Origin of the sequence: Sphingomonas profundi, from assembly GCF_009739515.1 — a bacterium.
Lineage (GTDB): Bacteria > Pseudomonadota > Alphaproteobacteria > Sphingomonadales > Sphingomonadaceae > Alterirhizorhabdus > Alterirhizorhabdus profundi.
In genome coordinates this window covers 2,845,062-2,863,253 of sequence record NZ_CP046535.1, presented here as the reverse complement: position 1 = coordinate 2,863,253, position 18,192 = coordinate 2,845,062, and the positions used below count along the sequence as shown (strand labels likewise).

Annotated in this window: 11 protein-coding genes; 7 read left to right on the top strand and 4 right to left on the bottom strand. The window is 69.5% G+C overall.

Annotation, left to right across the window (positions count from 1 at the left end):
- Positions 1-8: 8 nt before the first annotated feature.
- Together GNT64_RS13665 and GNT64_RS13660 are read right to left on the bottom strand one after the other, a co-directional pair.
- On the bottom strand, positions 9-1,382 hold the full coding sequence (locus tag GNT64_RS13665) for a glutamate--cysteine ligase (protein WP_156680024.1): 1,374 nt from the start codon (positions 1,380-1,382) through the stop codon (positions 9-11).
- 46 nt (positions 1,383-1,428) lie between these two features.
- Positions 1,429-2,175 (bottom strand): 16S rRNA (uracil(1498)-N(3))-methyltransferase, encoded by a 747-nt coding sequence (locus tag GNT64_RS13660; RefSeq protein WP_156680023.1) that lies wholly within the window; start codon positions 2,173-2,175, stop codon positions 1,429-1,431.
- Between the two features lie 176 nt (positions 2,176-2,351).
- Here GNT64_RS13660 and GNT64_RS13655 point away from each other — a divergent pair, with 176 nt between their 5' ends.
- The 5 genes from GNT64_RS13655 (at position 2,352) to GNT64_RS13635 (ending at position 9,430) form a co-directional block, all read left to right on the top strand.
- Positions 2,352-2,909, top strand: coding sequence for an opacity protein (locus GNT64_RS13655; protein ID WP_156680022.1), 558 nt, complete (start codon positions 2,352-2,354; stop codon positions 2,907-2,909).
- Between the two features lie 112 nt (positions 2,910-3,021).
- On the top strand, positions 3,022-5,055 hold the full coding sequence (gene thrS, locus GNT64_RS13650) for a threonine--tRNA ligase (RefSeq protein WP_156680021.1): 2,034 nt from the start codon (positions 3,022-3,024) through the stop codon (positions 5,053-5,055).
- A 31-nt stretch (positions 5,056-5,086) separates the two neighbouring features.
- Positions 5,087-5,656 (top strand): Uma2 family endonuclease, encoded by a 570-nt coding sequence (locus GNT64_RS13645; RefSeq protein WP_156680019.1) that lies wholly within the window; start codon positions 5,087-5,089, stop codon positions 5,654-5,656.
- 89 nt (positions 5,657-5,745) lie between these two features.
- Positions 5,746-6,285 carry a translation initiation factor IF-3 gene (gene infC / locus GNT64_RS13640; protein WP_156680017.1) on the top strand — a complete coding sequence of 180 codons (540 nt, stop codon included), beginning with the start codon at positions 5,746-5,748 and terminating at the stop codon, positions 6,283-6,285.
- A gap of 307 nt (positions 6,286-6,592) precedes the next feature.
- The gene (locus GNT64_RS13635; RefSeq protein ID WP_156680015.1) at positions 6,593-9,430 is read left to right on the top strand and encodes a TonB-dependent receptor; all 2,838 of its coding nucleotides are present in this window, start codon (positions 6,593-6,595) and stop codon (positions 9,428-9,430) included.
- 34 nt (positions 9,431-9,464) lie between these two features.
- Here GNT64_RS13635 and GNT64_RS13630 read toward each other — a convergent pair whose 3' ends face one another.
- Positions 9,465-12,227: a [protein-PII] uridylyltransferase gene (locus tag GNT64_RS13630; protein WP_156680013.1), complete on the bottom strand. Its 2,763-nt coding sequence runs from the start codon at positions 12,225-12,227 to the stop codon at positions 9,465-9,467.
- Positions 12,228-12,349: 122 nt separating this feature from the next.
- Between GNT64_RS13630 and GNT64_RS13625 the strand changes: the two genes are divergently transcribed.
- Positions 12,350-13,198: a DUF4349 domain-containing protein gene (locus tag GNT64_RS13625; RefSeq protein ID WP_156680012.1), complete on the top strand. Its 849-nt coding sequence runs from the start codon at positions 12,350-12,352 to the stop codon at positions 13,196-13,198.
- Positions 13,199-13,212: 14 nt separating this feature from the next.
- Here GNT64_RS13625 and mutS read toward each other — a convergent pair whose 3' ends face one another.
- Positions 13,213-15,834, bottom strand: coding sequence for a DNA mismatch repair protein MutS (gene mutS, locus GNT64_RS13620; protein WP_422396591.1), 2,622 nt, complete (start codon positions 15,832-15,834; stop codon positions 13,213-13,215).
- A 78-nt stretch (positions 15,835-15,912) separates the two neighbouring features.
- Between mutS and GNT64_RS13615 the strand changes: the two genes are divergently transcribed.
- On the top strand, positions 15,913-18,174 hold the full coding sequence (locus GNT64_RS13615) for an NADP-dependent malic enzyme (protein WP_156680010.1): 2,262 nt from the start codon (positions 15,913-15,915) through the stop codon (positions 18,172-18,174).
- Positions 18,175-18,192: the final 18 nt, after the last annotated feature.

Sequence of the window (18,192 nt, the reverse complement as noted above, 5' to 3'; positions counted from 1 at the left end):
GGGGCGCATCAGTAGCTCATCGTCTCGTACACGCGGGAGAGGTCGCCCTGCCACTCGCCATGGTACAGGTCGAGCAGGCGCTGCGCCGGCACCTTGCCGCTGGCCAGTATCTCCCGCAGCGGATCGAGATAGCCCTGCTCACTGTCGCCGATGCCGTTCAGCCGCGCGCGCGAGGCGAGGCCGGCGTCGGCGATGTCGAGGATCTGCTTGCCCAGCTGCTGGAACGTCCGCCCGCGCGGGCCGCGCGCCGCCAGCCCCAGCCGCGGCACCTCGGCGCGGATGCGGTGATGGTCCTCGATCGTCCAGTGCTTCACCTCGTCCCACGCGGCATCGAGCGCGGCCTGATCGTAGAGCAGGCCCACCCAGAAGGCGGGCAGCGCGCAGATGGTGTTCCACGGGCCGCCATCGGCGCCGCGCATCTCCAGGAAGCTCTTGAGCCGCACTTCCGGGAAGGCGGTGGAGAGATGATCGGTCCAGTCGCCCAGCAGCGGCTTCTCGCCGGGCAGCACGGCCAGATCCCCCTTCAGGAAATCGCGGAAGCTAAGGCCCGCCGCATCGATGTAGCCGCCATCGCGGAACACGAAGTACATCGGCACGTCGAGCATGTAGTCGGCGTATCGCTCATAGCCGAAGCCGTCCTCGTAGACGAACGGCAGCATGCCCGTGCGGTGCGAATCGGTATCCGTCCAGATATGGCTGCGATAGCTGAGGAAGCCGTTCGGCTTGCCTTCGGTGAACGGCGAATTGGCGAACAGCGCGGTGGCGAGCGGCTGCAGCGCGAGGCTGACGCGGAACTTCTTCACCATGTCCGCCTCGCTGGAATAATCGAGGTTGGTCTGGATGGTGCAGGTGCGCAGCATCATGTCCAGCCCCATGCTGCCCACGCGCGGCATGTGGCGCAGCATGATCCCGTAGCGGCCCTTGGGCATGATCGGCAGCGCCTCGCGTGTCTTGTCCGGCCACATGCCGAGGCCGAGATAGCCGAGGCCCAGCCGGTCGCCGACCGCCTTCACCTGCTCCAGGTGGCGGCCGGTCTCGGCACAGGTCTGGTGGAGATTGTCGAGCGGCGCGCCGGAGAGTTCCAGCTGCCCCGCCGGTTCCAGGCTGACATTGCCGTCGCTGCCGGCCAGCGCGATGATGTTGCCGCCCTCGTGGATCGGCTCCCAGCCATATTTCGTCAGGCCGATCAGCAGCGCGTGGATGCCGCCCGGCTCCTCATAGGAAGGCGCGCGGTGCGAATCCTTAAAGTAGACGAACTTCTCGTGCTCGGTGCCTATCCGCCAGCGATCCTTGGGCTTCTCGCCGCCGGCGAAGATGCGCAACAGGTCGTCGCGCGATTCGATCTGCGGGTCTTCGCCGTTACCGGCCGTGCGCGTGCTCATGCGAAGCGCCCATAGCGAGCGGATCGAGCCTCTGCCAGTGGATTAGCTACCGATCGGTCCAGTCCCCGGCGACGGCCATCCACACCGCGACGGCGGCGGCGGCGGCGGTGTCCGCGCGCAAGATGCGCGGGCCGAGCGACACGCCGCACGCGGCCGGCACGGCGGCGATGGCGGCGCGTTCCTCGGTGGTGAAGCCGCCCTCCGGGCCGATCAGGATCGCCGCCGGGCCGGGCCGGGCGACGGAGGCGAGTGGCGCGCCGCCCTCCTCGTCGGCGTGGATCAGCATGCGCTCCGCCGGCCAGGCGCGCAGCACCTCGCGCAGCGGCGCAAGCTCGGCGAGTTCGGGCAGGGCGGTGCGGCCGCACTGCTCGGCCGCCTCGATCATGTGGGCGCGCAGCCGATCGGGATTGAGCCGGTCGACGATCGTGCGCTGCGTGACGACGGGCACGATGCGCGCGACGCCGAGTTCGCACGCCTTCTCGACCAGCCAGTCGATCCGTCCCTTCTTGATGGGCGCGGCGAGCAGCCAGAGATCGGGCACCGTCTCGCGCGGGGCCAGCCGCTCGGCGACGGCGACGGTGAGGTCGCGCTTGCGCACGTCCGCCACCTCGGCCAGCCACTCGCCGGTGGCATCGTCGAACAGGCGGAGGGGATCGCCGGGCTTCAGCCGCATCACCGCCGAAAGGTAATGCGCCTGCCCGCCTTCGAGCGTGACGCGGGCGCCGGGCGACAGCGGCGCGGCGACGAACAGGCGGGGCGTGCTGGCCGGGGGCCAGGCGGGTGTGGCGGGCATGATGCGATGGATAGTGCCGCCCGCGCGCCGCGTCACCTGTCACTGTGTCCTCACGGCAACAGTGCGGGCTCTTGTTCGGGTGCAGTGCAACATGATCGTCACACGGCAGTTCAGCCCCCCACGCACGGGGCGGTGAGGTCGCCGATAATGCCCCGGCGCTGAGTGGAGTATTGATAATGAAGACGTTTCTTCTCGCCGCCGCCGCCCTCCTGGCCCTGCCCACCGCCGCCATGGCGCAGGACAGCGCGCCGGACGGCAGCCCGGCTTTCGGTTTCGAGCCCTATGTCGGCGTGCTCGGCGGCTATGATTCCTATGACAAGCTCAGCGAGTTCGGCACCAGCGGCAATCGCGGCCGCATGGATGGCGCGCTGATCGAGGGCGTCGTCGGCGCCAACGTGCCGCTCGGCCCTGTGTTCGTGGGCGTCGAGGGCAATGCCGCCAAGGGCTTCAAGGACATCGACTGGGAATATGGCGTCAAGGGCCGCGCTGGCGTGCGCGCCGGTGACAGCGGCCTGATCTACGCCTCGGCCGGCTACCAGTGGGTCAACGGCAAGGGCAAGCGCGGCTTCGCCGACCGGAGCGACTGGATCTACGGCGTCGGCCTGGAGGTCGGCCCGAAGGACATCGGCCTGGGCGGCCTCACCGGCAACTCGGGCGTGCGCCTGCGGCTGCAGGCCGACACCTACGACTTCGATTCGGTGCGGCCGATGGCCGGCCTGGTCTTCCATCTCTGATCGCACCCGCGATCGGGAAATGAAGCGGCCGGGGTGGCGACACCCCGGCCGCTTTTCTTATATGGCCGGCACGGGCATAAGCCCGCCTCCCGATCCCTTGGAAAACGCCCCCATGTCCGCGATGCTCAAGATCAGCCTGCCCGATGGTTCCATCCGCGAGGTCGCGGCCGGCACCACTCCGGCGGAGATCGCGGCGGCGATCGGCCCCGGCCTCGCCAAGGCGGCGATCGCCGCGCGCGTGGATGGCGAGCTGCGCGACATCACGCGGCCGCTTGAGGCGGATGCCTCGCTGGCGCTGGTGACGGCGAAGGACGAGGCGGACGCGCTGGAGCTGGCGCGGCACGACTTCGCCCATGTGCTGGCGGAGGCGGTGCAGACGCTGTTCCCCGGCACCCAGATCACCTTCGGCCCGGCGACGGACGACGGCTTCTACTATGATTTCGCGCCGCCGAAGATCGACGGGCGCGACCGCCCGTTCACCGACGAGGATCTGCCGGCGATCGAGGCCGCGATGCGCGCCATCATCGCGCGCGACGAGCCGCTGGTGCGCGAGGTGTGGAGCCGGGCGGACCTGATCGCCCGCTGGCAGGCCGCCGGCGAGACGTTCAAGGCCGAGTGGGCGGCCGAGCTGCCCGAGGGCGAGGCGCTGACGGTCTACCGCTCCGGCACGGCCGAGCATGGCTGGCTGGACATGTGCCGCGGCCCGCATCTGGCCTCCACCGGCAAGCTCGATCCCGCCGCGTTCAAGCTGACGCGCGTCTCCGGCGCCTACTGGCGCGGCGACCAGAACAACGCGATGCTCAGCCGCATCTACGGCACCGGCTGGCTGACGAAGAAGCAGCTGGACCAGCACCTGTTCATGCTGGATGAGGCGGCCAAGCGCGACCACCGCAAGATCGGGCAGGAGATGGACCTGTTCCACCTGCAGCCGGAGGCGCAGGGATCGGTGTTCTGGCACCCGAACGGCTTCGTGCTGTGGCGCGCGCTGGAGGCGTATATGCGCCGCCGGCTGGACGCCGCCGGCTACAGGGAAGTGAAGACGCCGCAGCTGATGGACGCGCGGCAGTGGGAACAGTCCGGCCACTGGGGCAAGTATCGCGAGAACATGTTCGTCGTGCCGGACGAGATCCCGTCGGGCGAGGACGAGGGGCCGGTCCTCAGCGGCAAGGCCGAGCTGATGGCGCTGAAGCCGATGAACTGCCCGGCGCACGTGCTGATCTTCAAGCAGGGCATCAAGAGCTATCGCGACCTGCCGATCCACATGGCCGAATTCGGCTGCTGCCACCGCAACGAGGCGCACGGCGCGCTCCACGGCATCATGCGCGTGCGCCAGTTCACCCAGGACGACGCCCACATCTTCGTACGAGAGGACCAGCTGATCGAAGAGGTGAGGGCGTTCTGCGAACTGCTCGACTCGGTCTATCACGATCTCGGCTTCTCCGACTACGCCGTGAAGCTGGCGCTTCGCCCGGAGAAGCGTTTCGGCGACGACGCGATGTGGGACAAGGCCGAGGCGGAGCTACGCGCGGCGGTGATGCAGGCGGACATCAGCGAGACGATCAAGGCCCGGTTCGAGGATCTGCCCGGCGAGGGCGCTTTCTACGCGCCGAAACTGGAGTTCCACCTGACCGATGCGATCGGGCGGACGTGGCAGGTGGGCACCATGCAATCCGACCGGGTGCTGCCCGAGCGGCTGGATGCGAGCTACATCGGCGAGGACGGCAACCGCCACCGCCCGGTGATGCTGCACCGCGCGATCCTGGGCACGTTCGAGCGGTTCATCGGCATCCTGATCGAGCATCATGCCGGCCGCTTCCCGCTGTGGCTGGCGCCGGTGCAGGCGGTGGTGGCGACGATCGTATCCGACGCGGACGACTATGCGCACGCGGTGGCGGCCAGGCTGCGGGCGGCGGGGCTGCGGGTAGAGACGGACCTGCGCAACGAGAAGATCAACTACAAGGTGCGCGAACATTCGCTGGCCAAGGTGCCGGCGCTGCTGGTGGTGGGCAAGCGCGAGGCGGAGGAGGGCAAGGTCGCCATCCGCCGGCTGGGATCGCAGCAGCAGCAGATCATGACGCTGGACGAGGCGATCGCCGCATTGGTGGCGGAGGCGACGCCGCCGGATCTGGTCGGCGCGGTCGGCTGACGTCGCGCCGGTTCGATGCTAGGATGACGCCATGACCGTCTTCCAGAATGTCCGCCGCGGCCTCATCCCCGCCCGCCTCACGGTGGACGAGGTCTACGCGCTGACCGAAGCCGGCGCGTTCGACCAGGACGACAAGTTCGAACTGATCGATGGGGAGATCGTGCCGATGGCTGCGGCAAAGGCCAGTCCGCACGAGATGATGAAGTCGCAACTGATCCGGGCGCTGATCCTTGCGACCGGGCCGGAGACCCGCCTCTTCGTGGAGGCGAGCATAACCTTGTCGCAGGATTATCTGGTCGAGCCCGATCTGGCGCTCTGTCCAGACGGCCTCCAGTCTCGCGCTGTGCGGGGGCCGGATCTGCTGCTGGCGATCGAGGTGGCGAGCAGTTCGATCAGCTATGATCTCCGCGTGAAGGCGCCATTATACGCCGGTTTCGGCATACGCGATTACTGGGTCGTCGATGCCGTGCGACGGACCATTCGGGTCCATCGCGATCCCGTCGACGGGATCTATCGTGACGTCGAGGAATATGAGGCGCACGATCCCGTCGCCGCGTTGCTGCTGCCCGGCGTGACGATCCGGCTCGACATGCTGGACTGAGGCATCGCCGCATCTTTCAAAATCGCGCGCGAAGGCCTATATCGCAGGTCTGAATCACCACGCCTGGAGAAGCTGCTATACGTCCGCCCATGATGCGCCGCCCGCTCGGCCAGCCGCCGATGCCGTTGAACGGCCCACGCTACAATGAATTCATCCAGTCGCCCAAGGTCCGGGTGATCGATGGGGACGGCGAGAATCTGGGCGTGATGTACACGCGCGAGGCGATGGAGCAGGCGGCTGAGGTCGGCCTCGATCTGGTCGAGGTCTCGCCCAACGCCGATCCGCCCGTCGCCAAGTTCCTGGATATCGGCAAGTTCAAGTACGAGACCCAGAAGAAGGCGAACCTCGCCCGCAAGAGCCAGAAGACGCAGGAGATCAAGGAGATCAAGATGCGTCCGAACATCGACGATCACGACTACGACACCAAGATGAAGAAGGTGCACGAGTTCATCGACGAGGGCGACAAGGTGAAGGTCACGCTGCGCTTCCGCGGGCGCGAGCTGGCGCACGGCCAGCTCGGCATGCAGGTGTTGCAGCGCGTGCAGGCGGACATCGCCGAGATCGCCAAGGTGGAGCAGCACCCACGCATGGAAGGCCGACAGATGCTGATGGTGCTGGCGCCCAAATAAGCGACACGCCTCTCGCGGGATCGGAAGGGAGTGGGGCGACCCGCTCCCTTTTTCGTTGCGTGGTGCCGATGGTCGCCACGGCGCCCGGGTCGACGCCGCCGATTGCGCTTGCACGGCAGGCCGATGCTGGTATGCCGCGCCTGCTTTCCGTTACGGAATCCTTGTATTTCGATCGTAAGAGAGCGTGGAGGGAAGGGTTAAGCCTTTCTCTCCACGATGGGGCGGGCCGTGGTGCAAAAGGGGCTGGCATGGTGCCGGCCTCTGGTTTACGTAAACGGCAACTAGAATAGTTTTCAGGGGAGGTTCCATGTCCAAGTCGCTTTGGCTGCTGAGCACGGCTATCGTCGCAATCGCCGTTCCGGCCCACGCGCAGACGCCGCCAGCCGGCCAGGCACCCGCCGACGCCGCGACCACCTCCGACACGCCGAGCCCCACGGAGCAGGCCGGCAGCGTGGCCGCACCCGCGCCCGCGCCCGCAGCCGCGATCGAGGCGACCGACAATGGCGACATCATCGTCACGGCCACCCGCCGCAACGAGGCGCTCTCCAACGTGCCGCTCGCCGTCTCCGCCGTCACCGGCGACACGCTGACCCGATCGGGCGCCACCGACATCCGCGCGCTGAACCAGCTGTCGCCGTCGCTGCTCGTCTCCTCGACCACGTCGGATGCCGGCGGCGCCGTCGCGCGCATCCGCGGCATCGGCACGGTCGGCGACAATCCGGGCCTCGAAAGCTCCGTCGCCCTGTTCGTCGACGGGGTCTACCGCTCCCGTACCGGCACCGGCCTCACGGAATTGGGCGCGATCGACCGGATCGAGGTGCTGCGCGGGCCGCAGGGCACCCTGTTCGGCCGCAACGCCTCGGCCGGCCTCATTAGCGTCATCACCGCCAAGCCGAAGTTCGAGGAGGAGGGCACGGCCGAGCTCTCCTACGGCAATTACGATTACTGGCGCGGCATCGTCGGCCTCACCGGGCCGATCAACTCCAAGATCGCCTACCGGCTGGACGGCGTCTACGTGAAGCGTGACGGCTTCATCAAGGAAGGCACCTATGCCGGCAGCACCGGCCGCGACTTCAACGACAAGGATCGCTACCTGGTGCGCGGCCAGCTATTGTTCCAGCCGGACGACGACATCTCCTTCCGCCTGATCGGCGACTATTCGCGCAAGAACGAGGAATGCTGCGTCGGCGTCTATCTGCCGACGCGCGACGTGCGGCGCAGCGCGGACGGATCGCTGGCGACCTCCGCCTCGTCCACCGCTGCAGTGCTGCGCAGCCTGGGCGGCTTCGTCAGCGACCGCCCCTATGATCGCCGCGCATCCGTGACGCCGGGCCGCACCTACCGCCAGGACGTCGAGGATTGGGGCGCGTCCGGCGAGCTCAACTGGGACTTCGGGCCGGCCGCGCTGACCTCGATCACCGCCTATCGCTACAACGACTATAAGCGCGGCCAGGACGCCGACTTCAACAGCCTGGACCTGCTCTACCGGCCGGACGACGGACGCGACTTCATCAAGTTCCGCACCTTCAGCCAGGAGCTGCGCCTGCAGGGCGAGGCGTTCGCCGGCAAGCTCGACTGGCTGGTCGGCGGCTATTATGCCGACGAGCGGCTCGATGTCCGCTCCTCGCTGACCTACGGCGCGGACTATGACCGCTACATAACCCAGCTGGTGCGCGGCAGCGGCGGCGCGGCGGCGCAGTTCCCCGGCTTCAACAACCTGCGCGGCTTCGTCTCGGCCGGGCTCGCCCAGCAGGGCCTGCCGGCGGCGGTGATCGCGCCGGTGGCGGCGCTGATCCCGAATATCGCGACCTATGCGAATACCGGGCAGAACGATCGCTACCGCCAGCGCAGCCGCAACTTCGCCTTCTTCACCCACAATGTCATCCATGTGACGGACACCCTCTCCGTCACGCTGGGCGCGCGCTACACCAACGAGGACAAGCGGCTGCGGGCGGCCTTTGCCTCCACCGTGCCGGCCGGCAACGCGGCGGCCTCGCTCGCCCAGTCGGTCGCGCAGCTGCGCGCGCTCGCGGCGAGCACGGCCAACCCGTTCATCCGCGCCGCCGCCACTGGCGCGGCGGGCGGCGTCGGCGCGCTGGCGCCGGCCGCGGCCCTCTACGGCGTGCTGACCCCGTTCAACGGCACCTTGCCCTCGCGCAAGCGCAAGGAGGATGAGTGGACCGGCACCGCCGTGGTCAGCTGGAAGCCGGCGCCGGAACTGCTGACCTATGCGAGCTATTCGAAGGGCTACAAGGCCGGCGGCTTCAACCTCGATCGCTCGGTGCTGGGCATCCCGCTGCTCGGCCAGCCGGCGCCAGACCTCAGCCAGCTTGAGTTCGAGTCCGAGAAGGTCGACGCCTATGAGGTGGGCGCGAAATATAACGGGCGCGGGTTCGACATCAACGTCGCGCTGTTCCAGCAGGACTTCAAGAACTTCCAGCTGAACAACTTCCAGGGCGTCAACTTCATCGTCGCCAACATCAAGGGCTGCACGGAGCTGTCCGGCGGCCCGGGTGCGGATAGCGACCAGAGCGCCGCGACCGGCGAGTGCATCGGCAAGATCAAGCCCGGCGTGCGCAGCCGTGGCGTGGAGATCGAGGCGTTCATCCGCCCGGCGGACAATTTCAACGTCAATGTCGGCTTCACCCTGGCCGACACGCAGTATCGCAACGATCTGAGCACCACGCGCACCGCGCTGAACCCGAGCGGCGCCCTGCCCACGTCGCTGGTGAACCTGCCGGGGCGGCGCGTGTCGAACTCCTCCTACTTCACCGTCACCACCGGCGCGGGCTGGACGCCGGACCTCGGCACCGGCGGCCTGCGCGGGCTGCTCTACGCCGATCTGCGCTACCAGAGCGACATCAACACCGGCTCCGACCTGTTCTACGAGAAGCGGCAGGACGGCGTGGTGACGGTGAACGCCCGCGTCGGCGTGTCGGGCGGCGACGGGCGCTGGAGCCTGGAGTTCTGGGGCCAGAACATCTTCGACGTCGACTATACGCAGGTGGCGTTCAACATGCCGACGCAGGGCACGGGCGACACGCTCTCCGTGCTGAACGGCCAGCAGGCATCGGCCAACCGCCTCTATGGCGCCTTCCTGGCCGAACCCCGCACCTACGGGGTGACGGTGCGGACGAAGTTCTGATCGCGGCGGCGCCACAGCCGCCCCCCAAACACGTCTAGGCCGCCGCCCGCTCGATCGTCTCGCCGGCGGCGGCGTCCAGCAGGCGGCGTTCCAGGGCCTTCAGTCGAGTGGCGTTCGTCACCTTGTCGCCGATCAGGTCGGTGAAGTAGAAGACGTCGACCGCCCGCTCGCCATAGGTGGCGATATGGGCGGAGTGGATCGTCACCTTCGACTGGAACAGCGCCTGCGCCAGGCTGTTGAGGAGCGCCGGCCGGTCGCGCGCGTTGACCTCCACCACCGTGTAGCGGTTCGACGCCTTGTTATCGACGAGCACGTTCGGCTCGATCTCGAACGCCTCGGCGCGGGTGCGCGGCAGCGGCTTGGCGGCGAGGCGATCGGCCATGCGGTTGCGGTTGGCGAGGGCGTCCTCGATCGTCACGCGCAGCCGCTGCAGCCTGTCCGGATCGTCGAACGGCTGGCCGAAGGGATCCTGCACCAGCAGATTGTCCACCGCCATGCCGTCCCGCGTGGTGTGGATGCGCGCGTCGATGATGCTGCCGCCGGCCAGGTGGATCGCGCCGGCGATGCGGTAGAACAGGCCGGGATGATCGGCCGCGTAGATCGTCACCAGCGTGGCGCCCCGCTCCCGATCGGCGTGCGCGGTGATGGCCAGCTGCTTGCCGGCGCCGTCCGTCGCGGCGATCAGGCGGGCGTTGCGCTCCAGTATGTCGCCGGCTTCCGACACCCAATATGATTCCGGCAGCCGCCGGATGAGCGCCTCGAACCCGTCGTCCGGCCAGCCGAGCACGGTGCGCAGGTCCGCCTGCTTGGCGTCGATCCGCTCGCGCCGGCCCTTCTGCTTGTGGCCCAGCCGCAGCACCTCCTCCGCCGCCTCGTAGAGATCGGCGAGCAGCTGCCGCTTCCAGCCGTTCCACACGCCGGGGCCGACGGCGCGGATGTCGACGACCGTCAGGATCAGCAGCAGCCGCAGCCGCTCCGGGCTCTGCACCTTCTCGGCGAAGTCGAGGATCGTCTTGAAGTCGCTCAGGTCGCGCTTGAACGCGGTGGCGGACATCAGCAGGTGGTAGCGCACCAGCCAGGCGACCGTCTCCGTCTCGGCCGGCGTCATGCCGAAGCGCGGGCACAGCTTCTCCGCCACCTCGGCGCCCAGGATGCTGTGATCGCCGCCGCGGCCCTTGGCGATATCGTGCAGCAGCACCGCGGCGTAGAGCACGCGGCGCGAGATGATGCGGCGGAAGATGTCCGTCGCCAGCGGATGGTCGCCTTCCAGCTCCCCCTTCTCGATCTGCGCGAGCAGACCGATGGCGCGGATCGAATGTTCGTCCACCGTGTAATGATGGTACATGTCGAACTGCATCTGCGCCACGACGCGGCCGAAATCCGGCACGAAGCGGCCGAAGATGCCGGCCTCGTTCATCCACCGCAGCGCGCTCTCCGGATCGCGCGGGGATGTCAGCACCTCCAGGAAAAAGGCGTTCGCGCGCGGATCGCGGCGGACGCGGTGATCGATCAGCCGCACGTCGCGCGTCGCCTGGCGCATGGCGGCGGGATGGATCTCCAGCCCGTGCCGGTCGGCGACAGCGAACATCTCCAGCAGCCGCGCCGGATCCTCGCGGAAGAAATCGTCGGCGGGCGTGGTCAGGCGGCCGCGATCGAAGATGAAGCCTTCCAGGTTGCGCGGCTTGCGCTTCAGCTTGGGCAGGCCGAAGCGGCGGCCACGCCGGGCGAACTCCTCGTCCAGGTGGGCGAGGAACACGCCGGTCAGGTCGCCCACCTGCTTGGCCGTGAGGAAATAATGCTGCATGAACCGCTCGACCGCCGATCGGCCGGGCCGCGCCGCGTAGCGCATCCGCTCCGCCACCTCGCGCTGCACGTCGAAGGTCAGCCGGTCCTCGGCGCGGCCGGCGATCAGGTGCAGGTGGCAGCGCACCGCCCACAGGAAATTCTCGGCGCGCTGGAAGCGGCGCAGCTCCGTCGGGCTCAGCAGCTTCTTGTGGACGAGATCGGCGGTCGAGCGGACGCGGTGGACGTATTTCCCGATCCAGAAGAGGGTGTGGAGATCGCGCAGGCCGCCCTTGCCCTCCTTGAGATTGGGTTCCACCACGTAGCGGCTGTCGCCCATGCGCTTGTGCCGCGCATCCCGCTCGGCCAGCTTCTCGATCACGAAGGTGCGGGCGGTGCCGGCCATCACCTCGCGGTCGAAGCGGCGCGACGCCTCGTCGTACAGGCGCTCGTCGCCCCATACGAAGCGGCCTTCCAGCTGGGCGGTGCGGATGGTGAGATCGGCCTTGGCCATACGCACCAGCTCGTCCAGCGAGCGGCTGGAGTGGCCGATCTTCAGGCCCAGATCCCACAGGGTGTAGAGCATGGATTCGATCACCTGCTCGGCCCACGCCGTCTGCTTCCACGGCGTGATGAAGGTGATGTCGACGTCCGAGTAGAGCGCCATCTCGCCACGCCCGTAGCCGCCGACCGCCATCAGGGTCAGCCGCTCGGCGGCGGTGGGGTTGTTCAGCGGGTAGAGCCGCTGGGTGGTGAAATCGAAGATCAGCCGCAGCAGCTGATCGGTGAGGAAGGCGTAAGCGGCCGCCGCCTCGTTGCCGCGCGTGGGCTGGGCGGCGAGTCTGCCGGCGATCTCGGCCCGGCCCGCGTCCAGCGCGGCGCGCAGCAGCGGCGTCGCCTGCTGGCGCATCGCGGAGGCGTCCCGCTCCGCCGCAAGCGCGGCGAGCGCATCGGCCATCTCGCGCCGATCGATGATCGCGCGGCGGTTGGGCAGGGTATCGAAGCGGGTGGACATGGCGCCGAGATAAGCACGGCTCGCGTCAAAAGCGAGTGAAGGTGCGGCGTGCGGGGGACGATGCCTCGATCTTGCCTGCCGACGTGTCCACGCTAAGCTTCCGTCCCGAGGGGGAGAGCGACATGACGCGACTGGCTTGGCTGGCTCTTCTGACAGCGCTTGCGACCGGCGCCTGCGCCAAGGCACCCGATGGCTCCGGCGGCACGACGGCGGTTGCCGAGGAGGCGCCGTCGTCGAGCAAGACGGCCGGCGCCGCACCCGCCGTGCCGGTCAGCGTGCCGCAGATCGCCTATGTCTATCGCTACGCCTACACGATACCGGCGGATGCGATCGCTACCGTGCAGGAGCGCCATATCGCCCTGTGCGACAGGCTCGGCCCTGACGCTTGTCGCGTCGTCGGGATGCAGCGAGTGACGGACGAGGCGTCCTCCGCGTCCGGCTCGCTGACGCTCGTTGTGCGCGCGCAAATGGCCCGGGCCTTCAGCCGTGCGCTGGCCGCCGCTGTCGCGCGTTCCGGCGGCAGCCAGGCGGACAGCAGCATCGCCGCCGAGGATCTCTCCAAGCGGATGATCGATACCGAGGCGCGCCTGCGGGCCAAGCAGGCGCTGGCCGATCGGCTGATGGAGCTGCTCCGTACCCGCAGCGGTCCGGTCGCCGATCTCGTCGCGGCCGAACGATCGGTGGCCGGCGTGCAGGAGGAGATCGACGCCGCGCGATCGTGGCTGGCCGAGGCGCGGGGCCGCGTCGACATGTCCACCTTTGAGCTGAGCTACGGGACGACGGGCACGACCGGCTTCAGCGCCCCGCTGCGCCAGTCGATCGCAGCGATGGGCGGCTTCTTCGGGGGAAGTTTGGCATTGCTGATCCAGCTTGTCGCGGTGCTGTTGCCCTGGGCGGTGGCGGGCGGCGCCGTTGCGGTCGCCGCAAGGTGGATGGCGCGCAGGCGCCGACGCGTCATCGACGAGGACTGATCCGCCGGCTGCCCCTACTCCGCCGCCGCCCGCTTCAGCGCGTAGAGCCGGTCGAGCGCGTCGCGCGGGGAAAGGGCGTCCACGTCGATCGCGGCCAGCGCCGCGCGCAGCGGATCGGGCGGCGGATCGGCGGCGGCAGCGGCGGCGAACAGCGGCAGGTCGTCCAACCCGGCGGCCAGGCCACCGGTGGCGGCGCGGCCCTTCTCCAGCTTGGCCAGCACCGCCTTGGCGCGCGCCACCACCGGCGGCGGCAGGCCGGCGAGTTTCGCGACGGCGAGGCCGTAGCTGCGATCCGCGGGCCCGCGCGCCAGCTCGTGCAGCAGCACCAGATCGCCCTTCCACTCCCGCGCGCGGACATGGTGGAGGCTGAGCCCGTCGAGCCGCTCGGCCAGCCGCGTCAGCTCGTGATAATGGGTGGCGAACAGGCAGCGGCAGCGGTTCCTGTCGTGCACCGCCTCCACCACCGCCCAGGCGATGGCGAGGCCGTCATAGGTGCTGGTGCCGCGCCCCACCTCGTCGAGGATGACGAAGCTGGCGGGTGTCGCCTGGGCGAGGATCGCCGCCGTCTCCACCATCTCGACCATGAAGGTCGATCGCCCGCGCGCCAGATTGTCCGACGCGCCGACCCGGCTGAACAGGCGATCGACGAGGCCCAGCGTCGCGGCGGTGGCGGGCACGTAGCTGCCGGCCTGCGCCAGCACCGCGATCAGCGCGTTCTGCCGCAGGAAGGTGGATTTGCCGCCCATGTTCGGCCCGGTGACGAGCCACAGGCGCGACTCCTCCGAGAGCCGGCAGTCGTTCGCCACGAAGCGGCCGCCGCCTGCCGCGATCGCGCTCTCGACGACAGGGTGGCGCCCGCCGGTCACGTCGAAGCAGGGGTGGGTGGCGAAGGCGGGTCGCGCCCAGCCGCCCTCCGCCGCCCGTTCGGCCAGCCCCGCCGCCACGTCGAGCCGGGCGAGCGCGTCGGCGGTGGCGGCGATGGCGGTGGCACCGCGCAGCGCGGTGGCGGTCAGCTCCTCCAGATGCGCCGCCTCGGCCGCGAGCGCGTGGGCGCCGGCCTGGCCCACGCGCAGCGCCTGCTCGTGCAGGTCGGGCGCGTTGAAGCGGACGACGCCGGCCAGGGTCTGGCGGTGGGTGAAGCCGCTGTCCGCCGCCATCAGCGGCTCGGCGTGGCGGGCCTGCACCTCGACATGGTAGCCCAGCACGCCGTTGTGGCGGATCTTGAGGCCGGCGATGCCGGTGGCGGTGCGGTAGCGCGCCTCCAGCGCGGCGATGGCGCGGCGGCCCTCGCCGCCCGTCGCGCGCAGATCGTCGAGCGCCGGATCGAACCCCTCGGCGATATAGCCGCCCTGCGCGGCATCGACCGGCGGCACAGGCACCAGCGCCCGGCCGAGCAGATCGGTGAGCGCGCCATGGCCGGCGAGGCGGGCGGCGGCCTCCTCCAGCAGCGGCGGTCGATCCTCCAGCCTGACGAGGCGGGCGTGGAGCGCGCGCGCCTCGTCCAGCCCGTCGCGCAGCTGGCCGAGATCGCGCGGGGAGCCGCGCCCCGCCGCCAGCCGGCCGAGCGCGCGGCCGATATCGGGCGCGGCCCGCAGCGCGGCGCGCACAGCCTCCCGCAAGGCGGCGTCGTCGGCGAAGCGGCGGACGAGATCGAGCCGCCGCTCGATCGCCGCGCGGTCCATCAGCGGCGCGGCGATGTCGGCCGCCAGCATCCGCGCGCCGGCGCCGGTGACGGTGCGGTCCACCGCATCGAGCAGGCTGCCGCGCCGCCCGCCGCCGGCGGCGGCCGTCAGCTCCAGGCTCTCGCGGGTGGCGGCGTCGATCAGCATGTGATCGGCCGCCACCCGCGCCGCCGGCGGCTGGAGCAGCGGCAGCGTGCCCTGGCCGGCGCGATCGAGATAGGCGAGCAGGCCGCCCGCCGCCGCCAGCCCGGCCCGCTCGAACCGGCCGAAGCCGTCCAGCGTGGCGACGCCGAACAGCGCCTTCAGCCGCGCCTCCGCGGCGAGGCTGTCGAACGCGCGGGGATCAAACGGGATCGCGCCGGCGGGCGCCGCCGCCAGCGTTTCCGGCACGACGATCTCGGCCGCGCCAAGGCGGGCGAGTTCGGCATCGCGGCCCGACGCTGCCACGCAGGCGATCTCGAACCGGCCGGTGGAGATGTCGGCCGCCGCCAGCCCCACGGCGCCGCCCGCCTCGGCTATGGCGACCAGCCAGTTGGCCGCCCGCGCGTCCAGCAGCGCCTCCTCGGTCAGGGTGCCGGCCGTCACCACGCGCACGATCGCGCGGCGCACCAGCGCCTTCGATCCGCCGCGCCGCTTTGCCTCGGCCGGGCTCTCCACCTGCTCGGCGATGGCGACGCGGTGGCCGGCCTTGATCAGCCGCGCCAGATAGTTTTCCGCCGCATGCACCGGCACGCCGCACATCGGCACCGCATCGCCGCCATGCTCGCCGCGCGCGGTGAGCGCGATGTCCAGGCAGGCGGCGGCCACCTTCGCATCGTCAAAGAACAGCTCGAAGAAGTCGCCCATGCGGTAGAACAGCAGGCAATCCGCGCTCTCCGCCTTCAGCGCGTGATATTGCGCCATCATCGGCGTCACCGCCGGCACGGTGCCCTTTTCTTTGCCCGAAGCTGCCATGATCGGGCTGATAGCGTCTTGTGAGCGGTGCAGCCATGCCCCACAAGGCGCGCGGGTGGACCGTCCGGGAGGGGCACGATGAGCGAAGGCAGCAACGTCCAGTTTTCCGAGCGCGAGGCGCTGCTGTTCCACTCCTCCGGCCGGCCCGGCAAGATCCAGATCGTCGCCACCAAGCCGATGGCCACGCAGCGCGACCTGTCGCTGGCCTATTCGCCCGGCGTCGCGGTTCCGGTGCGGGCGATCGCCGCCGATCCGGACACCGCCTACGACTATACCGCCAAGGGCAACCTCGTCGCGGTGATCTCGAACGGCACCGCGATCCTCGGCCTCGGCGATCTCGGCGCGCTCGCCTCCAAGCCGGTGATGGAGGGCAAGGCGGTGCTGTTCAAGCGCTTCGCCGACGTCGACTCAATCGATATCGAGCTGAACACCAAGGACGCGCAGCGCTTCATCGAGGCGGTGGAGCTGATGGAGCCCACCTTCGGCGGCATCAACCTGGAGGATATCGGCGCGCCCGACTGCTTCATCATCGAGCAGACGCTGCGCGAGAAGATGAACATCCCGGTGATGCATGACGACCAGCACGGCACCGCGATCATCACCGCCGCCGGCCTCATCAACGCCTGCCACCTCACCGGCCGCAACCTGGCGGACATCAAGGTGGTGGTGAACGGCGCCGGCGCCGCCGCGATCGCCTGCACCGCGCTGATCAAGTCGATGGGCGTGCGCCACGACAACGTCATCATGTGCGATCGCAAGGGCGTGATCTGGCAGGGCCGCGAGGGCGTGGACCAGTGGAAGTCGGCCCATGCCTCCACCACCGACCGGCGCACCCTGAACGAGGCGCTGGAGGGGGCGGACGTGTTCCTCGGCCTCTCCGCCGCCGGATCGCTGAAGCCGGACATGATGATGAAGATGGCGGCGCAGCCAATCATCTTCGCGATGGCCAACCCCGATCCGGAGATCACGCCGCCGGAGGCGAAGGCGGCGCGGCCCGACGCGATCATCGCCACCGGCCGGTCCGACTATCCGAACCAGGTCAACAACGTGCTGGGCTTCCCCTTCATCTTCCGCGGCGCGCTGGACGTGCGGGCGACCGCGATCAACGAGGAGATGAAGATCGCCGCCGCCCAGGCCCTCGCCGATCTCGCGCGGGAGCAGGTGCCGGAGGAGGTGGCGCAGGCCTATGGCGGGCAGGCGCCTCGCTTCGGCCGCGACTATATCATCCCCGCGCCGTTCGACCCCCGGCTGATGGAGGTGGTGCCCGCCGCCGTGGCCAAGGCGGCGATGGATTCGGGCGTGGCGCGCAAGCCCATCCTCGACATGGCGGCCTATCGCGAATCGCTGAAGGCGCGGCTGAACCCGACCACATCGGTGCTGACCCTGGCCTACGAGGCGGCGCGTGCCCACCCGAAGCGCGTCGTGTTCGCCGAGGCGGAGGAGGAGGTGGTGCTGCGCGCCGCCATCCAGTTCCGCGACGGCGGCTACGGCACGCCGGTGCTCGTCGGCCGCGACGAGGTGCCGGACCGGCTGCGCGCGCTGGGCGTGGACGATCCCGACAGTTTCGAGCTGCACAACAGCCGCAATTCGCCGCTGATCGAGCGGATGGTGGACTTCCTCTACGATCGGCTCCAGCGGCGCGGCTATCTGCGCCGCGACGTGCAGTTCCTGGTCAACCAGGATCGCAACATCTTCGGCGCGCTGCTGGTGGCGATGGGCGAGGCCGACGTGATGATCACCGGCGTCACGCGCACCTATGCGCAGACGCTGCGGCAGATCCGGCGGGTGCTCGATCCGCAGGCGGGCATCACGCCGTTCGGCATCCACGTGCTCGTCGGCCAGAGCCATACCGTGTTCATGGCGGATACCACGGTGAACGAGCGGCCCTCGGCGCTGCAGCTCGCCGACATCGCCGAGCAGACGGCGGCAGTGGCGCGCAAGATGGGGCATGAGCCGCGCGTCGCCTTCCTCTCCTACTCCACCTTCGGCAACCCGCCGGGCAACTGGCTGGCGAACCTGCGCGAGGCGGTGGCGATCCTCGACGCGCGCGGCGTGAGCTTCGAATATGAGGGCGAGATGGCGCCGGACGTGGCGCTGAACGAGAAGCTGCAGAAGAACTACCCGTTCATGCGCCTGTCCGGCCCGGCCAATGTGCTGATCATGCCGGGCCTGCAATCGGCCAACCTCTCGGCCAAGCTGCTGCGCGAGTTGGGCGGCGATTCGGTGATCGGGCCGATGCTGGTCGGGCTGGAGAAGCCGGTGCAGATCGCCACGATGTCGGCCACCGCATCCGAACTGGTGACGCTGGCGGTGCTGGCGGCGGCGGGCATCGCGAACTGAGGCCGGGCGGGGCCGGCG

What these genes read in the sequence shown, in the direction of transcription:
- GNT64_RS13660 (WP_156680023.1), bottom strand. Translation starts at nt 2,175, where the DNA reads ATGCCCGCCACACCCGCCTGGCCCCCGGCCAGCACGCCCCGCCTGTTC.
- infC (WP_156680017.1), top strand. Translation starts at nt 5,746, where the DNA reads ATGATGCGCCGCCCGCTCGGCCAGCCGCCGATGCCGTTGAACGGCCCA.
- mutS (WP_422396591.1), bottom strand. Translation starts at nt 15,834, where the DNA reads ATGGCAGCTTCGGGCAAAGAAAAGGGCACCGTGCCGGCGGTGACGCCG.
- GNT64_RS13665 (WP_156680024.1), bottom strand. Translation starts at nt 1,382, where the DNA reads ATGAGCACGCGCACGGCCGGTAACGGCGAAGACCCGCAGATCGAATCG.
- thrS (WP_156680021.1), top strand. Translation starts at nt 3,022, where the DNA reads ATGTCCGCGATGCTCAAGATCAGCCTGCCCGATGGTTCCATCCGCGAG.
- GNT64_RS13630 (WP_156680013.1), bottom strand. Translation starts at nt 12,227, where the DNA reads ATGTCCACCCGCTTCGATACCCTGCCCAACCGCCGCGCGATCATCGAT.
- GNT64_RS13625 (WP_156680012.1), top strand. Translation starts at nt 12,350, where the DNA reads ATGACGCGACTGGCTTGGCTGGCTCTTCTGACAGCGCTTGCGACCGGC.
- GNT64_RS13645 (WP_156680019.1), top strand. Translation starts at nt 5,087, where the DNA reads ATGACCGTCTTCCAGAATGTCCGCCGCGGCCTCATCCCCGCCCGCCTC.
- GNT64_RS13635 (WP_156680015.1), top strand. Translation starts at nt 6,593, where the DNA reads ATGTCCAAGTCGCTTTGGCTGCTGAGCACGGCTATCGTCGCAATCGCC.
- GNT64_RS13615 (WP_156680010.1), top strand. Translation starts at nt 15,913, where the DNA reads ATGAGCGAAGGCAGCAACGTCCAGTTTTCCGAGCGCGAGGCGCTGCTG.
- GNT64_RS13655 (WP_156680022.1), top strand. Translation starts at nt 2,352, where the DNA reads ATGAAGACGTTTCTTCTCGCCGCCGCCGCCCTCCTGGCCCTGCCCACC.